Origin of the sequence: Thalassospira australica (assembly GCF_000763295.1) — a bacterium.
Classification (GTDB): domain Bacteria; phylum Pseudomonadota; class Alphaproteobacteria; order Rhodospirillales; family Thalassospiraceae; genus Thalassospira; species Thalassospira australica.
In genome coordinates this window covers 56,958-74,049 of record NZ_JRJE01000028.1, presented here as the reverse complement: position 1 = coordinate 74,049, position 17,092 = coordinate 56,958, and the positions used below count along the sequence as shown (strand labels likewise).

Below are 17,092 nucleotides of genomic sequence, written 5' to 3'. Positions count from 1 at the left end.
CAAGCGGATATATGAACGCCGCAAGGAAACCGTCGAACGCAGTTTTGCTGACGCCAAACAATTGCATGGCCATCGCTATGCCCGCTTGCGGGGCCTGCGTAAAGTACGCGAGCAGTGCCTTCTTGCGGCTGCCGCCCAGAACATCAAGAAGATCGCCCTGCTCCTGACGCGCAAAGGGGCTTTTTGTGACGTTATTTTAGCGGTAATCGCAAATATTGCCATCAGACCCCGGTTCTGGCGGGCATCATTCGCATAAATCCGGCGTTATTCTGCTGCCCCCAAAAAAAGACACATCTCGCTCCAAAAGCAAAACCCCGCCTCTTAAAGACGGGGTTCGTCAGCAGTCTGGGGCAGTGAAATCACTGCCCTTTTTTGATCGTCAAAGCTTCCGCCCGGCCTTAATAGGCATATTCCTTAAACAACGGATCAACCGAACCGTTCCATTCGGTTTCGTACTTATCAAGGAATTCCTCGGCAAGGGTCACGCCGCTTTCGGCAACGTCATCAAGACTATCAAGGAAGTGGCTTTCATCATCGCCATAACCATCCATGCGGCCACGGTTCTTAAGGCCCTGACGGGCAATCGCCAGAACATCCTTGGCAAGATTCTGAACGGTGCCGTTTTTGAATTTGGTGGCAAGGGCTGTGCGCGGAACATCATTGCGCAGCGCTTCGCGCTCCTCATGTGACAGATCCTTGACCAAATCCCATGCCGCATCGAGTGCCGAATCATCATACAGCAACCCGACCCAAAGGGCAGGCAGTGCACAGATGCGTTTCCACGGGCCACCATCCGCCCCGCGCATTTCAAGAAACTTCTTAAGACGCACTTCCGGAAAGGCGGTGGTCATATGATCGGACCAGTCATTCATCGTCGGACGTTCGCCGGGCAGCACATCAAGCTTGCCATCCATGAAGTCACGGAATGATTTGCCCGCTGCATCGATATATTTGCCATCGCGATAGGCAAAATACATCGGCACATCAAGCATGTAGTCCACGTAACGTTCAAAGCCAAAACCGTCTTCGAACACAAACGGCAACATACCGCAGCGGTCCGGATCGGTATCGGTCCAGACGTTTGATCGTGCAGACAAAAATCCGCTTGGCTTGCCATCAATAAACGGGGATGCAGCAAACAGCGCGGTCGCGACCGGCTGCAACGCCAGCGACGCCCGGAACTTTTTGACCATGTCGGCTTCGGAGCTGAAGTCCAGATTAACCTGAATGGTCGAGGTCCGAAGCATCATGTCCAGACCAAGGTTGCCGACCTTGGGCATGTAGTTTTTCATGATCCCGTAGCGGCCCTTGGGCATCCATGGGATTTCATCACGCGCCCATTTCGGGTTATGCCCGACGCCCAGCATATCAATGCCAAGCCCGTCGCAAATTTCGCGCACTTCATGCAGGTGGGTATGCACTTCACCACAGGTCTGATGAATGTTTTTAAGCGGCGCACCGGACAATTCGATCTGCCCGCCCGGTTCAAGCGAGACTGAACATTTGTCCTTGGTCAGCGCAATGACATTGCCATTCTCAATGACCGGCTCCCAATCATAATGTTTGGCCAAAGCATTGAGCAGCATTTTAACGCCCCGTTCCCCTTCATAAGGGATCGGGCGCAGATCATCGCGGGTGAAGGCGAATTTTTCGTGTTCGGTGCCGATGGCCCAGTCTTTTTTCGGCGTACAGCCGGACTCGAACCATTCGACGAGCTGGCGGCGGCTTTCAATTACCGGGCTGTCGCCAGTGGAGGCGCTGACAGTCATAAGGGCTTCCCCTAATCTCTCGTAACCGGTCGATGAGACCAATCGCCGATACGATCCTGAAACACAGTCAAAGCAGCGATTGCCGCCGTCTCGGCACGCAAGATACGCGGACCAAGGCTTACAGGCGTTGCAAAAGGCTGTTTGCGGATATGTTCAAGTTCGTCGGCGCTAAAGCCGCCTTCGGGTCCAATCACGATTGCATGGTTAACAACATTGGTATTGTCGATAAACGAGCCAGCGCCCTTTGCCAATAGCTGACTTAGCACTTCACCAATTGGTGACCCCGATCCTGTTTCATCACAAAACAAAAGATGGTGGTTCGGATCACAATTTGCGACCCAGTCAAGCAAACGAACAGGTTCAAAAACCTCAGGCACAGTCAGGCGTTCGCATTGCTCGGCGGCTTCAATGACCTGTGACTGCAGGCGATCAAGGCGCACCTTGTCGGTGATGCCATGCTGGGTGATGACGGGTTGCAGTCTTTCAACGCCAAGCTCAACCGACTTTTCAATCAGGAAATCGAGACGTTGTTTTTTGATCGGTGCAAAAACAAGAGTCGGCCCGACTTCATTACCTTGTTTACGCAATTGGCGTTCGGCGGTGATGCGGCCTTTCTTTTTGCGAAGCTCGGTGATTGAGCCGAGCCACTCCCCATCAAGGCCATTAAATATCTTTACTGGCGTTCCGGGCTTGAGGCGCATCACATGTTCAAGGTAATGAGACTGTTCAGGAGCCAGTTCGATCTCGCAATCAGGCGTGATAGGATCACGAACGAAAAGGCGTTGGCGCGCGCGGGTGGCGTCTGCGGTCATGGAAGTCCCCAATAGTGTCCCGGCAACATGTCGTCCGGGTTCAGATAGATTAAATCGTTAGATAGGCCAAATATGACACAGGTCAACCAACCAATACAGAATACCAAGAACGATATGCCGCACGATGGCTGGATTGATCGTTTTATGCCTGAACCTGTGCGGCCCTATCTGAAACTTCTGCGCCTTGATCGTCCGATTGGCACATGGCTTCTGCTGTTGCCCTGCTGGTGGTCAACCGCCATGGCTGGCGGACTAAGCCCTGACATTGGCGCCAAGCAAATCGTGATCATGATGGCCCTGTTCGGGCTTGGCGCGATCATCATGCGCGGGGCCGGTTGCGTGATCAATGATCTGGCCGACCGCAATTTTGACGGCAAGGTCGAACGCACCACCACCCGCCCACTACCAAGTGGTCAGGTCAAGGTCTGGCAAGCCCTGCTGTTTCTTGGGTTCATGATGCTGCTCGGGCTTGGCATTCTCGTGCAGTTCCGGATTGAGGCGATCATTGTCGGCATCTGCGCGATCCCGATCATCATTACCTATCCGTTTATGAAACGGATCACCTATTGGCCACAGGCCTGCCTTGGCCTTGCCTTTAACTGGGGGGCGCTTGTGGGATGGGCCGCTGTGACCGGCACCATCGAACCCGCCGCAATTGCCATGTATGCCGCAGGCTTCTTCTGGACGCTTGGCTATGACACCATCTATGCCCATCAGGATAAGGATGATGATGCCAAGATCGGCCTGAAATCCCTCGCCTTGCGTCTTGGTAACGCCACCCCGAAATGGGCCAAGGGGTTCTATACCATGACCACCCTTTTGCTGGGCATTTCCGGCATGCTGGCCGGTTTGCATTGGTCCTATTTCGTGCTTCTGGGTCTTGCCGGCATTCATCTGGGCTGGCAGGTCGCCACGGTCAAACTGGATGACGCGGCCAATTGCCTGAAACGGTTTAGATCCAACCGGGATTACGGATTATTGGTTCTTGTCGCAATTATGGTGTCACACCTGATCGCCGCGGCTTGATGTATGTGATAGGGCCGCCAGATCACAGATCATGCTTGCACTTCCCCGCCAAAGCAGATACGCCGCGCCCATGATCATTGCCAAAGCACCCATGCCATGACCGAGAATGTCTTTGCCGACGCCCTTGTGCCAGATGTCGACGATCCGCAATTTGCCGATCTGATCGAAACCTTTACCGTGCCCGCACGCGTGCCCTTGGCCCCGGAAATCGAGATGTATCTGGCAACCCACATCACCCCGCTTTGGCAGGCGACCGAGGACATTCTGGGTGTGCTGGATATCCCGCCCCCCTATTGGGCCTTTGCATGGCCCGGCGGGCAGGCGATTACGCGCTATATCCTTGATCATCCGGAACTGGTGCGCGGCAAGCGGGTTCTTGATTTTGCCTGTGGTGGGGGTATGCAAGCGATTGCCTGTGTCATGGCAGAGGCGGACGAAATTCTTGCCAATGACATTGATCCAGTGGCGATCACTGCCACACGGCTAAATGCCAAACGTAACGGCGTTGAAATCCCGACAACGACGGAAAACCTTGTTGGCACATCTGCATCTGAAAAACGCTGGGATGTGATTTTTGCCGGTGATGTTTGCTATCAGCAGGATATGGCAAATGCCGTCCTGCAATGGTTGATGGCCGAAGCGCGGCTTGGCACGCGGGTTATTCTGGCCGATCCGGGCCGGACCTATGCGCCCACGCACAATATCGACGAACTGGAAACCTATGACGTGCCCGTCGATGTTGCCGTCGAAGATACCGACACCAAGTTCACCCGCATCTGGCAGCTTTTACCCGACCGCAATTAGGGTCTGAACCCAACTGAATGTTTAAAATGGCATCAGCCCCTAGCCCGTTTCCACAACAGATCGGCGAAACGCCACATCATCAATCACGCGCAACACAAAACCGGGATTGAAGCTCTGTCCCGCACGGTTGGCGAAATGCGCGATCATGTCCCATTGGCTCAACGCTGGGAACCTTCGCCCCTTGGCCTCAATCGCAGACAGTGCATAAACCGCGCCCTGATCAAACACATGCCCGCGCACAGATTGGTACATGCCGACTTGATCGGGTGTCGCGCCGCAGTCAAGTTCAAGATCGCGGCCATACAATTGCTGATAGCTGTAATGGGTCGGCACCGATTCCGTGACATGCATATGTGCGAGCTGTCGGGGCGTCAGCCAGGTGAGCGAAACCCGCACCCGTGTGCCCGGTGATGGCGCCAGCGTGGCCGGAACCGAACCATAGCCGGTCAGGTGGGTTGAATAGACAATATCGTGATGATCCATCCAGCCATGGGTTACCGGGATTTCGTCTGAAAGGTTCTGATGGGTGAATTTTCGCGTCAATTGGATCGGCGCGCGGTTTGACCCGACTGCCAAAACTGGTGTTCGTCCTTGGGCAAGCCGGGCGATTTCCCCTTCAGAGACAGGGATCACTGCGCCGCCCCGCAACAGGAAGTCATGATCGGGTACAGCATAGGGATACAAAAACGCGCGCAGGAGATCCTGCGCGCGTGGATGCTGTTCGATCTGGTCGCGCAACACGGAATCCGTGATGGTTTGCGCCTCAGCTTTCGAAAACATATTCCTGCCTGTGTGGCTTAACCTTCAACGACACGGTAACGATAGTTGCAATCGTCAACATGCTGCCATGCCAGCTTGGACCATGCTTTTTCCGCATCGCCAAACGTTGCAAACGGGCCGTGGCGTTCTTCTTCGCCACCAACCGGGTTTTCAAAGTCGGTGCTTTCATATTCGCCACCAACGACCCAGTATTCTTCAAGCCGTTCGATGCGATAACGCGAATTTGCATCATCAACCGACTGCCAGGCCATTTTCGACCATTGCTGCTCGGCTTCTTCGAAGCTGCCAAACGGACCAACTTTGGTTTCTTCGCCAATCGGCTTGTCGAAACCGGTATCCTGATAGGTGCCCCCGATAACCCAGTATTTGGCCATCTGTGCGTCCTTCATGCTTTTGGTGAGTTGCCAGATCGCGTGTTGTGGGCCACGCGACACTATTTCCTTGCCCATGTATAACCAAATGATGCGCCAACCAAAACCGCAAAATTATACGTGATCACGCAACGCAGCATCCCGATATCATGTAGGCATGGATCGGTCCGGTTACAAATAACGTATTTGACAACAGCAAGGTTGTCCAAGCGCGCATGCCCGCGTATGAAGACAATCAGGTTTCAAAGCTTTGCAGATGACAGGTGCCATGCCCTATCAATCCCTTCGTGACTTCATGGATGCGCTGGAAAAATCCGGCCGCCTTGTCCGGGTCACCGAACCGGTTTCGCCCAATCTTGAAATGACAGAAATCCAGACACGCCTTCTTGCCGAAGGTGGGCCGGCGGTTCTGTTTGAAAATGTCGTGGGTGATGACGGCAAAAAATATGACATGCCGGTTTTGGTCAACCTGTTTGGCACGGTCGATCGCGTGGCAGCAGGCATGAACCGCAAGCCAGAGGAACTGCGCGAAGTTGGCGAGACACTCGCATTCCTCAAGCAACCCGAACCACCTGCCAGCATCCGCGAAGCTTTTTCGATGCTGCCCTTGGCTAAAACGGTAATGGCGATGAAGCCCAAAACCGTTTCAAAGGCCCCCTGTCAGCAAGTGGTGCTTGAAGGTGATGACGTCGATCTTTCGAAAATTCCGGTACAGTCCTGCTGGCCCGGCGAACCGGCCCCGCTGATTACCTGGCCGCTGGTTGTGACCCAAGGCCCCAGTGCCGGGGAAAAGGGCGGCGACAAGCGTGATGTCTTTAACCTTGGCATCTATCGCATGCAGGTGCTGGGTAAGAACAAGACCATCATGCGCTGGCTGAAACATCGCGGCGGGGCGCAACATCATGCCCGCTGGAAAAAGGAAAAGCCCGATCCGCTGCCCGCGGCCATCGTTCTGGGGGCCGACCCGGGCACCATTCTGGCGGCGGTGACCCCGGTGCCCGATACCCTTTCGGAATATCAGTTTGCCGGTCTGCTGCGCGGTGAAAAGGTCGAACTGGTCGATTGCAAAACCGTCCCGCTCAAGGTTCCGGCAACGGCCGAGATTGTGCTCGAAGGCTATGTCTCGCTTGATGAATATGCCCCCGAAGGGCCGTATGGCGATCACACCGGTTATTACAACTCGGTCGAGGATTTCCCGGTCTTTACCGTGACCGCGATCACCATGCGCAAGGACCCGATTTATCTGTCGACCTTCACCGGCCGTCCGCCAGATGAACCATCAGTTCTGGGAGAAGCACTCAATGACGTGTTTGTACCGCTCTTGCAGCAGCAATTCCCCGAAATCGTTGATTTCTGGCTGCCGCCAGAGGGATGCAGCTATCGCATCGCGGTCGTATCGATGAAAAAGGCCTATGCCGGCCATGCCAAGCGCGTGATGATGGGCGTGTGGTCATTCCTGCGTCAGTTCATGTACACCAAATTCGTGATCGTTGTGGATGACGATATTGATGTGCGCGACTGGAAGGATGTCATGTGGGCAATCTCGACCCGGATGGACCCGGTACGTGACATCACCACCGTCACCGACACCCCGATTGATTACCTTGATTTCGCATCCCCGGTTTCGGGCCTTGGCGGCAAGCTTGGCCTTGATGCCACCAACAAGCTGCCCGGCGAAACCAACCGGGAATGGGGCGAGAAAATCTATATGGATGATGAGATCATCGATCGTGTCGATCAGAAATGGGACCGCTATGGCCTGCCCGGATCGGGTAAGAAAATCTGGCGGGATTGACCCTCAAATTCCCTGAAAAACCATATCCAATGCATTGGTGAGGGCGAAGCTATCTTCGAACTCACCAACTTTTTCTCCCAATTCCACGACATCAAGCGTTGCAATAAACTGGGGCAAGAACACCCAGTCCGAACCGTCAATCTGAATAACTGGGTTAAGCCGCGCGGCTGGCAAAGCATATTCCGATCGGGGCTTTAACGGCACCACAACACGCGTCCTGAGGTCAGAAAGCAAGTCGGCCTGCACGTCAACGACATAACCATCTTCGAACCGAAGAATGTCCCCCCTCGCCATCAGAATTTCCGGTGCGATGCCAATGGAATGCCGTTTGCCTCAACAAACGCGTTGCTGGCTTCAAGGGCATCCTTGTTTTCCTGCTTCCAAAGCTCCGCACGTTTTTTGGCAAGGGCTTCACGCAAACCAAGTTCTGCCGAACGGGAAATATTTATGCCAAGACTTTTGGCTTCGCGCAGCAAATCCACATCCAAACTGACATTGGTTGCTTTACGTTTGGGCTTTGAAGGGGGCGTTAATTCAGTCATACATACACCCAATATGCGCATGATTTATGCACATATAATAGCATTTGATAGCGGAAAATCAATTTCGGAAGAAGACCCAGTGATCGCTATCTGCACCCCGGGAGTCTTCGGAATAAAAGAATTGCGGGGCATCGCACATGAAATCATCAACCCGAATGCTGACATTGCACAGATCATCATTGCCAATGACCTCGTGCATGAATTCGACCTCGTTTTCCTGCCAGCTTAAAACCGGCGGGGCTGTTTCATCATGAAGGCAAAGCGCAAACTGTTCCGAGCTTTCAAACGGAATATAGCGTATTTCACTTTGCTCCGTGCCGCCGTGGTTGGTCACAAATAACAGCGCGAAATGTGGACCTTCCGGACTGTCGAGATCAACCCACCCGGTTATTCGATCCAACACCCCGTCACAGGTGAAATCCCCGGCCAGGATCTGATGGCGATAATTACGGGCATTTTGACCGCCCTGATAACGCATCTGGCCATACATTTGTGCGCTTGATACCGGATCGGCTTTGCCATCTGCGTTCAGTTCCCAAACACCATTTTCGTCCCAACCAGGCATCACTGTTTTGCTGTCATCGGCAAAAACCGGGCTGGTTAATCCGATCAAACAGGCCATTGTAAGCCCAAAGAGTTTTTTTTGATTGCTCATTGCATTCCCGGTTATCTGGCACTTTTGCAGCTTGTTTCTTTCAATATAGCAGAAAGCAAAACGAAATCTGTAATTGTCAGGGCCTTGCCAGTCCGTCTTTGTCCTGCCACCTCTGAACCACGGCAAGAAAAGACGGACGCAAACAGCTTTTTGTTTCCGGTCTTTGCGAAAGCGTTCCTGCCCCCTATAACGTAAGAAACACATTCCGATACAAGGGAGCCCCCATGCCCAAGACCGACATGACACTTGATCGCATCAATGACCTTCTGGCAAAGGCGAAAAAGGCCGGTGCCGATGATGCGGATGCCGTTTATGTCGAAGGCACATCGCTTTCGGTCGCCCAGCGTTTGGGCAAGATGGAAAAGCTTGAAAGATCAGAGGGGGCTGATCTTGGCCTGCGGGTTCTGATTGGCAAGAAACAGGCAGTTGTTTCGTCGTCCGATACCAGTGACGCCGCACTTGGCGAATTAATCGAACGTGCTGTCGCCATGGCGAAAAACGCGCCCGAAGATCCTTATTGCGGCATTGCCGACCCATCCGAACTTGCCGAAACATTCGATGTCGAGGCCCTTGAACTTTGTGAACCGGGTGAAGTTGATCAGGCAAAAATGATCGAATGGGCAACAGCCTGCGAAGAAGCCGCAAGATCAGTCGAGGGCATCACCAATTCCGAAGGGTCAGAAGCCGGTTGGGGTCGCCATCAAATCACACTTGCCGCGACCAATGGCTTTGCCAATTCCTATGCCGGATCCGGCAGCCATATTTCAGTATCGGTTCTGGCCGGGACCGGAACGGCGATGGAACGCGATTATGACTATGACAGTGCGGTTTTCTCAACCGACCTGCGCGATCCGGTTGATATCGGCAAGAAGGCCGCGGAAAAAACCCTGCGTCGTCTGAACCCGCGCAAGGTCAAAAGCGCACAGGTTCCCGTCATTTTGGATCCGCGTGTATCGGCCTCCATCGTTGGGCATTTGTCGGGTGCAATCAACGGATCGGGTATTGCACGCGGCACGAGCTTCCTGCTGGATGCCATGGGCACTGAAATTTTTGCCCCGCACATCAACATCATTGATAATCCCCATCGCAAACGCGGCCTGCGTTCGAAACCGTTTGATGCCGAAGGTGTCGCCAACCAGAAACGCCACCTGATTGAAAATGGCGTTCTAAAAACCTGGATCATGGATTTGCGATCCGCCCGTCAGCTTGGCTTGAAATCCACCGGCAACGCATCACGCGGGGCGGGCAGCCTGCCGGGGCCATCGACCACGAACCTATATATGGAACCGGGCACCATTTCGCCCGAAGACATGATCAGGGACATCAAGTCGGGGCTTTATATCACCGAAATGATCGGCAGCAGTGTGAATGGTGTTACCGGTGATTATTCGCGTGGTGCGTCGGGATATTGGATCGAAAATGGCGAACTGGCCTATCCGGTGTCTGAAATCACCGTGGCCGGTAACCTGAAAGACATGTTCAAATCCGTGGTTCCTGCAAGCGACCTGACGTTTAAATACGGCACCAACGCCCCGACCCTGCGGATCGACGGCATGACGCTGGCCGGACAGTAATTAAAATGGCTTCCGGTCTTGCGACAGGACACCTCAGATTTCCTGTTTGAGCACTATCGACGTCCTGATTTCTGCGCAGGCCGGAAGAACCGCAATTGCATCACGCAGGGCATTTAGCTTTTCGCTGTTGTCCACGCGGACATCAACAATCAGGTCCGGATCGCCCGCCAACGAAAAGCAGCCACGCACTTCCGGGTGGCCCGACAGATATTTGATGACGTCATGGGCTGGCGTTTCGGTCAAACGGACAAACAAAAATGCCGACAGCCCGGCTTCTGATCCCGGATTGATCTTGACGTCATAGCCCGTAATCACACGGTCCGCTTCAAGCTTTGCCAGACGATAGCGAATGGTCGAACGCGCAAGACCTGTTTTTGCTGCAATGCCCTTCAAACTTTCGCGGCCGTTGACGCGCAGAACCTGCAGGATTTTTTGATCGGTATCGTCAAGATGGCGCATGAAGTCCCCAGGCTCAAAACTCATTCACATGACCGATACGGCAAAATACCATCGCCTGCCATAAAAACAATATTTTCGCCATATTGGCGAAAGAATTGGTCAAAACACAAAACTAGACTGACACCACAAATCAACATTCAGGGTGTCCGTCCATGTCCCGTCCCGAATTTCACATCTATTCCGAGGAGCAGGCAGCCGATCTGTTCTTTACTTATTTTGGTCTTGTCGCCACCGCCAAACGCCTGCCGGGCGAACGGGACTTGAATTTCCGCATGGTCTGCGAAACCGGTGCGGCATTTGTTTTTAAAATCTATGCACCAAATACCGACCGGGAATGGCTGGACGCACAAGACAGCGTGCTGACCCATATCGCAAACCACGGCAACTTTCCCGTTCCGGAAGTTTTGCTTACGTCCAAGGGCGAACGCACAATCACAATCAGCGACGTGGATGAAAACCCACGCCATCTGCGTGCATTGGGCTGGATAGAAGGAACCGTGTGGGCCAAGGCACGCGAAACGCAACAGCTTGATTTCGGGCAAATTGGCACGCTGCTGGGCAAACTTGACGCCTGCATGCAGGGTTTCGATCACCCGGCAGCCCACCGCACATTCCTGTGGGACATTGCCCAAACAGCCCAACACCGCGAATTTGTTGATCTGATCACGGACGAAACACTGCGCGCTAATGTGCGTGAGATCCTTGACCTGTTTGACGGGGATGTTTCCAAACGCCTTGCGCAAACACCCCGTCAGGTCATTCACAATGATGCCAATGACTACAACCTTCTGGTGGACGAAAATCTGTCAATCAACGGGTTAATCGACTTTGGCGATTTCATTGCAACCCATCGAATTTGCAATCTGGCGGTCGCACTTGCCTATGCCATGATGGAACAGGCCGATCCGCTTTCCTGTGCCATTGACGTCGTGACAGCCTATCACCGCGTCAATCCGCTCCACGAGGACGAGATCGCAATCCTTTACGACCTTGTCCGTTGCCGGCTGGCCCAAAGTGCCTGCATGGCAGCCCAGCAACATGCACGCGATCCAGATAACACCTATCTTCTGATCAGTCAGGCCGGCGTGACGGATCTTCTGTCAAAAATGGCTGATTGGAACCCAGCGATCATCCACTACCGTTTCCGTGATGCCTGCGGTTTCGAACCGTGCCCCGAATCACGGAAACTGGTGAACTGGCTTGCCGCACATGCAGATCAGATTGGCAAGGTTGTTCCGCAACCGCTGACGCCATCCAATCTGCATATCGTAGATCTGAACGACCTGTCACTTGACCAGAATGGCAAGCTGCGCCCGGCTGCGGATGCAACAAATGCCATCTTTTCCGCGATGAAGCATGCAAATGCCGAAGTCGGCGTTGGCAAATACCTTGAGAACCGCAAGGTTTATCAGGGGCCGTTCTTTGAAACAGCAACCAAGGGCGAATGGCGCAGCCTGCATCTTGGCATTGATCTTTTTGTGCCCGATCAAACGCCCGTTTACGCCCCGCTTGACGGGATCGTAGTGGCTTCAAACGACAACGCTCGTGATTTCGATTACGGCCCGATCATTATCCTTGAACACAAGACACCCGACGGACAGGTCTTTTTCACCAAATACGGCCATCTGAGCCGGGCTTCATTGCAACAAAGTCCGGTTGGCAAAACCGTCCGCAAAGGCGATCAGATCGGGCTTGTCGGCCCTTATCCGGAAAACGGCAACTGGGCACCGCATCTGCATTTTCAGATCATGACCGACCTTTTGGGCATGGGGGCCGACATTTGTGGTGTCGCCGCCCCGTCCGAAATCAATGTCTGGAGCAGAATTTGCCCCAACCCCAACCTGATGTTGGGCATGGCGATTGATTGCCAGGACATTGTTGAACGCACCAGTTCCCGGATCACATCCGAACGCACCCGCCACCTTGGTCCGAACTTGAGTGTATCTTACAAAAAACCGCTCAAGATCGTACGCGGCGAAGGCCAGTATCTTTATACCGACACCGGGGAAAAGTACCTCGATATGGTCAATAATGTCTGCCATATCGGCCATTCTCATCCGCGCGTTGTACGTGCAGCAGCCAAACAGGCAGCAGAACTCAATACCAACACCCGTTACCTGCACGACAACATTGTCAATTACGCCAATGAACTGCTGGCAACCTTTCCCGATCCGCTATCAGTTTGCTTTTTTGTCAATTCCGGGAGCGAGGCCAACGACCTTGCCCTGCGTCTTGCCCAGGCTTACAGCAACCGGCGTGAGATGCTGATTATCGATCACGCTTATCACGGCAATCTGACGTCGCTTATTGACCTCAGCCCCTATAAATTCAATCGCAAGGGCGGCAATGGATGCCCCGATCACGTCAAAATCTGTCCGATGCCCGATGGTTTTCGCGGCCCGATCAAATCCGATGATCCACAATGCGGGCTGAAATACGCCGATCTTGCGATTGAACAGTTACGCGCATTTGAGGCCGAAGGTCGCCCGCCTGCTGCCTTTATCGCTGAATCTGTTCTGGGGTGTGGCGGGCAGATTGTCCTGCCCGATGGGTATCTTCCGCGCATTTATCAGGCCGTGCGTGGCGCTGGCGGGCTGTGTATTGCCGATGAAGTCCAGGTCGGATTTGGCCGGGTTGGTCGCCATATGTGGGGCTTTGAACTTCAAAACGTCGTGCCCGACATTGTCACGCTTGGAAAGCCAATCGGCAACGGTCATCCATTGGGTGCCGTGATCACCACACGCGAAGTCGCCAACGCCTTCCATACCGGCATGGAATATTTCAACACGTTTGGCGGCAATCCGGTGTCCTGTGCGATCGGACGTGAAGTGCTCCATGTCATTCGCGATGAACGTCTTCAAACCAATGCCAGAATGGTCGGTGACCACATGATGGCATGCCTGCGCGACATGGCAGCAACATTCCCGCTGATTGGCGAGGTCCGGGGAACCGGACTGTTTATCGGCGTTGAACTGATCACGGATGTCACAACATTAGCCCCGGCACCCCGGGAAGCCGGACAGGTCGCCAATATGATGAAGGATCGCAATATCCTGATATCCACGGACGGTCCGCTTGATAATGTCATCAAAATCAAACCGCCGGTGACGTTCAACATGGATGACGCCAACGCATTCCTTGGACATTTCAAGGAATGCCTGTCGGCTGTTTCGTCATAACCGTTTATACACCCCCGGCTCGTGGTCGGGGGTGTCAGTTATGCTCCGTGCTGGTCAGCCGCGCCCGAACACACTTATATATCATTCCGCGGATAGCTGCAGCATTGGCGCTTTGCTGGATCCATCAGCCGTCTTGGTCGCGTTGCTGGCATCGGCATAGGCATGCGGTACCATCAACCGCACCGGATAGGGCGACAGGCTGATCTCGCAGGGGAGTTTTCCGGCACTTTCGCCATCAATCTGAAGCGGTGCCGGGCCGCAATGGCTTGTGATCGTCAGACGTTCCGTACGCACCAGCGACACATCGCTTTGGGCATGCAAACGGTTTAGCGTCAAGGCAATACCATAGCGTGACAAAGCCCCGATCCCGTTGCCGGGCATCAAGACCACATCAAGCTCATTTGACGTCAGACATGCATCAGGCGAAATCACAAAAGCCCCGCCGTAATGTTTGGCATGGGTCACAACAACGCCCGATACCCGATAATTGTCGCGTCCAATATTGACCTCGAAATCGCGATGGTGCGGAAAGAAAATGTTGCGAAGGCCTTCAAGAACATAGGCCCCCTTGCCAATCAATCGTTTAAGACGCAGCGAAACATTGGCAACGGTATCGGCATCCGCGCCCATCCCCACCATTAAAAAGAACGCCCGACCATTCACCAGACCGGGACGCACCCAGACCATGCCAGGATTGTTGATATAATCCGCTATGGCACGTGCCTGAAGTGTCAAGCCGACTTCAACCGCCAAGACATTCGCCGTGCCAAGCGGGATGATCCCGAGAGGCGGGACCTCATGGCCGTCAATCTGGGCATCAAGCAATCCGTTCAGGGCCTCGTTGAGCGACCCATCGCCGCCTGCCACGAACAATCGCTGATGAGCGCGCACCTTACGTGCAAGTTCGCGTGCATGTCCCGGGTGCGTGGTTTGTAACAATTCGACCTTGACGCCGGCATGTTGCAGAATTTTGGACAAAAACCGTTGTTTATTGCCCCCTGCGCGTGGATTGAAGATGACAGTCACGTCCGCTTCGGTCATTCAAAACAACTTTCGCAATAAAAATGAAATAAATTTTTCATCCGCCCTACCATATGAAAGAAAACATGTAACAGTTGCTTTACAGAACGGCGAAATTTCTGTGAACGGGTTATATAATCGCACGATTTGTTTTAAACGGATACTGGTTGGGGACAGTATTCGGCATTTCAAATTGTCGAATTCCAGCCATCCTTTTGGCAGGATACGGAGGAGCGGCAATGACAGCGATGACGCTGCAACCGCATTACCGCACGGTCTGGATTTCAGACGTCCATTTGGGGACACGTGGATGTCAGGCAGATCTTCTATTGGATTTCCTCAATGAAGTAACGGCAGACACCTATTATCTGGTCGGTGACATTATTGACGGCTGGCGGCTTAAGAAAAGCTGGTACTGGCCGGAAAGTCATCATGCCGTCATCACGACAATCATGGAAAAGGCAAAGAATGGCGCCAAAGTCATCTTCGTTCCCGGAAACCATGATGAATTCGCCCGTGAGTTTGTCGATATGACCTTTGGGCATGTCGATGTCAAAATGAACGACATCCATGAAACAGCAGATGGCAAACGGCTTCTGGTCATCCATGGGGACGAGTTCGATGGCGTGGTCAAATATGCCAAGTGGCTCGCATACCTTGGGGATACGGCCTACAACCTCGCCATTGCGCTCAACCGTTACTACAACGGCATTCGCCGTCGCCTTGGATACGGGTATTGGTCGCTTTCGGCCTACCTTAAAAACCGTGTGAAAAATGCGGTTCAGTTCATCTGCAACTTTGAAAACGCCGTTGCCCACGAAGCCGCCAAACGCAAGGTGGACGGTGTGGTCTGCGGACATATCCACCATGCCGAGAAACGCATGATTGGCGATGTCCTTTACTGCAATGATGGCGATTGGGTCGAAAGCTGCACCGCACTTGTCGAAGACATGGACGGCAAGCTTGAGCTGCTGCACTGGTCGGAAATGCGTCAGATGTCGATGACCCATTCCAGTGCCGGTCACGATGCGGCAAGTGCCCCATCGCTTGGCCTTGGCAAACTGATTTCCATGTTCCGCAGCGCCCACACTTCGGGCATGTCCGCATCACGCCGCTCGAAAAAGAGCGGCAACGATGCACCGATTGGAAAGACTGCATGAAAATACTGATCGTAACCGATGCCTGGTATCCGCAGGTAAACGGTGTTGTGCGCACCCTTGAAACCGTGCGCGGCGAATTGGGCGAGATGGGACATGACGTTCATGTCATCTCGCCCGATCAGTTTAAAACCATTCCCTGCCCGACTTACCCGGAAATCCGGCTGGCATTGTTTGCCAAACGCAAAATGGCAAAAATGATCGAAGCCCTGCATCCGGTTGCCATTCATATTTCAACCGAAGGACCGCTGGGTCAGGCGGCCCGGGCCTATTGCCTGAAAAACAATATCCCGTTTTCGACGGCCTATCACACGCGGTTCCCGGAATATATTCATGCGCGCTGGCGCCTGCCGCTTTCGATCCTTTATCGCGGCATGAAGCGTTTCCACGGCAAGTCACAATCGGTCATGGTCGCAACCGAAAGCCTGCGCCAGGAACTGTCGGGTTGGGGGTTTGAAAATCTGCACATCTGGTCACGCGGGGTCGACCTTGATCTGTTCCGGCCACGCCCGGACGCCAGCTTTGGCGATTTTCCCAAACCGCACTGGCTGTTTGTCGGGCGGGTCGCGGTCGAAAAGAATATTGGTCATTTTCTTGATCTTGACCTGCCGGGCACGAAGTTCGTTGTCGGTGATGGCCCGCAACTCAACGAGCTTAAGGGCAAATACCCCAATGCACAGTTCCTTGGCAAAAAGGTTGGCGAAGAATTGGCAACCGCGTTTGCATCGGCCGACGTTTTCGTCTTCCCCAGCAAGACCGATACATTCGGCCTTGTGATCCTCGAAGCTCTGGCATCGGGCACCCCGGTTGCCGTCTTCCCGGTTCAGGGGCCGGCTGACATCGTGCGCGGGACCAAGGCCGGTGCCATTGATGCCGACCTGCGCGAAGCATCGATGGCCGCCCTTAACCTGAAAAGCGACGATGCCCGTGCCTTGGCAGAACAATATAGCTGGCACAACTCCGCCAGCCAGTTCCTGCATAACCTTGCGCCATTTTCCGGCGGGTTTGACGGGGTTGAGGCCACACGCATTTCGGTTGAAGACGCCGCCAATATCCCTAACGCGCAAAAGGCGGACAACAGCCACCAAACATCCGATGGCGATGAGATAACCAGCACATCCCCGGTTGGGCAGCCTGCACAGTAAACCC

The 17,092-nt window shown here is 53.9% G+C and carries 17 protein-coding genes; 8 read left to right on the top strand and 9 right to left on the bottom strand.

The genetic code is table 11. The features are described 5' to 3' along the window. On the top strand, positions 1–256 hold a 256-nt coding region (locus JF44_RS20620), incomplete at its 5' end, for a transposase (RefSeq protein WP_033069252.1). Between the two features lie 142 nt (positions 257–398). Here the strand turns inward: JF44_RS20620 and JF44_RS0112110 are convergent. Both JF44_RS0112110 and JF44_RS0112105 read right to left on the bottom strand, forming a co-directional pair. Continuing rightward, positions 399–1,769, bottom strand: a complete 1,371-nt coding sequence (locus tag JF44_RS0112110; RefSeq protein ID WP_033069251.1) for a glutamate--cysteine ligase — start codon at positions 1,767–1,769, stop codon at positions 399–401. 11 nt (positions 1,770–1,780) lie between these two features. After that, complete coding sequence (locus JF44_RS0112105) at positions 1,781–2,581, bottom strand: 16S rRNA (uracil(1498)-N(3))-methyltransferase (RefSeq protein WP_033069250.1); 801 nt, start codon at positions 2,579–2,581, stop codon at positions 1,781–1,783. A gap of 72 nt (positions 2,582–2,653) precedes the next feature. On the opposite strand from JF44_RS0112105, the gene ubiA reads away from it, so the two are divergent. Continuing rightward, a complete protein-coding gene (gene ubiA / locus JF44_RS0112100) occupies positions 2,654–3,607 on the top strand; it encodes a 4-hydroxybenzoate octaprenyltransferase (RefSeq protein WP_033069249.1) in 954 nt (317 codons plus the stop codon). Positions 3,608–3,703: 96 nt separating this feature from the next. Beyond that, positions 3,704–4,411, top strand: coding sequence for a class I SAM-dependent methyltransferase (locus tag JF44_RS0112095; protein ID WP_081944434.1), 708 nt, complete (start codon positions 3,704–3,706; stop codon positions 4,409–4,411). A gap of 39 nt (positions 4,412–4,450) precedes the next feature. Here the strand turns inward: JF44_RS0112095 and JF44_RS19990 are convergent, their stop codons facing one another. Further along, positions 4,451–5,191 carry a hypothetical protein gene (locus tag JF44_RS19990; protein ID WP_052065834.1) on the bottom strand — a complete coding sequence of 247 codons (741 nt, stop codon included), beginning with the start codon at positions 5,189–5,191 and terminating at the stop codon, positions 4,451–4,453. Between the two features lie 17 nt (positions 5,192–5,208). Next, entirely contained in the window at positions 5,209–5,625 is a 417-nt protein-coding gene (locus JF44_RS0112085) for a DUF4170 domain-containing protein (RefSeq protein ID WP_238318437.1), read from the bottom strand. A 205-nt stretch (positions 5,626–5,830) separates the two neighbouring features. Between JF44_RS0112085 and JF44_RS0112080 the strand changes: the two genes are divergently transcribed. Next, on the top strand, positions 5,831–7,357 hold the full coding sequence (locus tag JF44_RS0112080; protein ID WP_033069268.1) for a UbiD family decarboxylase: 1,527 nt from the start codon (positions 5,831–5,833) through the stop codon (positions 7,355–7,357). A gap of 3 nt (positions 7,358–7,360) precedes the next feature. Here JF44_RS0112080 and JF44_RS0112075 read toward each other — a convergent pair whose 3' ends face one another. Genes JF44_RS0112075 through JF44_RS0112065 form a run of 3 tightly spaced genes read right to left on the bottom strand, consistent with a single transcriptional unit; the run spans position 7,361 to position 8,554 of the window. After that, complete coding sequence (locus JF44_RS0112075) at positions 7,361–7,651, bottom strand: CcdB family protein (RefSeq protein ID WP_033069248.1); 291 nt, start codon at positions 7,649–7,651, stop codon at positions 7,361–7,363. Beyond that, positions 7,651–7,899: a type II toxin-antitoxin system CcdA family antitoxin gene (locus tag JF44_RS0112070; RefSeq protein WP_033069247.1), complete on the bottom strand. Its 249-nt coding sequence runs from the start codon at positions 7,897–7,899 to the stop codon at positions 7,651–7,653. Before JF44_RS0112070 ends, JF44_RS0112075 begins: the two co-directional genes overlap by 1 nt. A 58-nt stretch (positions 7,900–7,957) precedes the next feature. Beyond that, positions 7,958–8,554 (bottom strand): hypothetical protein, encoded by a 597-nt coding sequence (locus JF44_RS0112065; RefSeq protein ID WP_033069246.1) that lies wholly within the window; start codon positions 8,552–8,554, stop codon positions 7,958–7,960. Positions 8,555–8,778: 224 nt separating this feature from the next. On the opposite strand from JF44_RS0112065, the gene JF44_RS0112060 reads away from it, so the two are divergent. Further along, the gene (locus tag JF44_RS0112060) at positions 8,779–10,128 is read left to right on the top strand and encodes a TldD/PmbA family protein (RefSeq protein WP_033069245.1); all 1,350 of its coding nucleotides are present in this window, start codon (positions 8,779–8,781) and stop codon (positions 10,126–10,128) included. A 33-nt stretch (positions 10,129–10,161) separates the two neighbouring features. On the opposite strand, the gene JF44_RS0112055 is transcribed toward JF44_RS0112060, so the two are convergent. After that, a complete protein-coding gene (locus JF44_RS0112055) occupies positions 10,162–10,611 on the bottom strand; it encodes an Lrp/AsnC family transcriptional regulator (RefSeq protein ID WP_052065832.1) in 450 nt (149 codons plus the stop codon). Positions 10,612–10,739: 128 nt separating this feature from the next. Between JF44_RS0112055 and JF44_RS0112050 the strand changes: the two genes are divergently transcribed. Further along, positions 10,740–13,766 carry an aminotransferase class III-fold pyridoxal phosphate-dependent enzyme gene (locus JF44_RS0112050; protein ID WP_052065830.1) on the top strand — a complete coding sequence of 1,009 codons (3,027 nt, stop codon included), beginning with the start codon at positions 10,740–10,742 and terminating at the stop codon, positions 13,764–13,766. An 81-nt stretch (positions 13,767–13,847) separates the two neighbouring features. Here JF44_RS0112050 and JF44_RS0112045 read toward each other — a convergent pair whose 3' ends face one another. Further along, positions 13,848–14,807 (bottom strand): diacylglycerol/lipid kinase family protein, encoded by a 960-nt coding sequence (locus JF44_RS0112045; RefSeq protein ID WP_033069244.1) that lies wholly within the window; start codon positions 14,805–14,807, stop codon positions 13,848–13,850. A 218-nt stretch (positions 14,808–15,025) separates the two neighbouring features. On the opposite strand from JF44_RS0112045, the gene JF44_RS0112040 reads away from it, so the two are divergent. Together JF44_RS0112040 and JF44_RS0112035 are read left to right on the top strand one after the other, a co-directional pair. After that, positions 15,026–15,946 (top strand): UDP-2,3-diacylglucosamine diphosphatase, encoded by a 921-nt coding sequence (locus JF44_RS0112040; RefSeq protein ID WP_033069243.1) that lies wholly within the window; start codon positions 15,026–15,028, stop codon positions 15,944–15,946. Next, on the top strand, positions 15,943–17,088 hold the full coding sequence (locus JF44_RS0112035; protein WP_033069242.1) for a glycosyltransferase family 4 protein: 1,146 nt from the start codon (positions 15,943–15,945) through the stop codon (positions 17,086–17,088). Before JF44_RS0112040 ends, JF44_RS0112035 begins: the two co-directional genes overlap by 4 nt. Positions 17,089–17,092: the final 4 nt, after the last annotated feature.

What these genes read in the sequence shown, in the direction of transcription:
- JF44_RS0112110 (WP_033069251.1), bottom strand. Translation starts at nt 1,769, where the DNA reads ATGACTGTCAGCGCCTCCACTGGCGACAGCCCGGTAATTGAAAGCCGC.
- JF44_RS0112105 (WP_033069250.1), bottom strand. Translation starts at nt 2,581, where the DNA reads ATGACCGCAGACGCCACCCGCGCGCGCCAACGCCTTTTCGTTCGTGAT.
- ubiA (WP_033069249.1), top strand. Translation starts at nt 2,654, where the DNA reads ATGACACAGGTCAACCAACCAATACAGAATACCAAGAACGATATGCCG.
- JF44_RS0112095 (WP_081944434.1), top strand. Translation starts at nt 3,704, where the DNA reads ATGACCGAGAATGTCTTTGCCGACGCCCTTGTGCCAGATGTCGACGAT.
- JF44_RS19990 (WP_052065834.1), bottom strand. Translation starts at nt 5,191, where the DNA reads ATGTTTTCGAAAGCTGAGGCGCAAACCATCACGGATTCCGTGTTGCGC.
- JF44_RS0112080 (WP_033069268.1), top strand. Translation starts at nt 5,831, where the DNA reads ATGCCCTATCAATCCCTTCGTGACTTCATGGATGCGCTGGAAAAATCC.
- JF44_RS0112075 (WP_033069248.1), bottom strand. Translation starts at nt 7,651, where the DNA reads ATGGCGAGGGGGGACATTCTTCGGTTCGAAGATGGTTATGTCGTTGAC.
- JF44_RS0112070 (WP_033069247.1), bottom strand. Translation starts at nt 7,899, where the DNA reads ATGACTGAATTAACGCCCCCTTCAAAGCCCAAACGTAAAGCAACCAAT.
- JF44_RS0112065 (WP_033069246.1), bottom strand. Translation starts at nt 8,554, where the DNA reads ATGAGCAATCAAAAAAAACTCTTTGGGCTTACAATGGCCTGTTTGATC.
- JF44_RS0112060 (WP_033069245.1), top strand. Translation starts at nt 8,779, where the DNA reads ATGCCCAAGACCGACATGACACTTGATCGCATCAATGACCTTCTGGCA.
- JF44_RS0112055 (WP_052065832.1), bottom strand. Translation starts at nt 10,611, where the DNA reads ATGAGTTTTGAGCCTGGGGACTTCATGCGCCATCTTGACGATACCGAT.
- JF44_RS0112050 (WP_052065830.1), top strand. Translation starts at nt 10,740, where the DNA reads ATGTCCCGTCCCGAATTTCACATCTATTCCGAGGAGCAGGCAGCCGAT.
- JF44_RS0112045 (WP_033069244.1), bottom strand. Translation starts at nt 14,807, where the DNA reads ATGACCGAAGCGGACGTGACTGTCATCTTCAATCCACGCGCAGGGGGC.
- JF44_RS0112040 (WP_033069243.1), top strand. Translation starts at nt 15,026, where the DNA reads ATGACAGCGATGACGCTGCAACCGCATTACCGCACGGTCTGGATTTCA.
- JF44_RS0112035 (WP_033069242.1), top strand. Translation starts at nt 15,943, where the DNA reads ATGAAAATACTGATCGTAACCGATGCCTGGTATCCGCAGGTAAACGGT.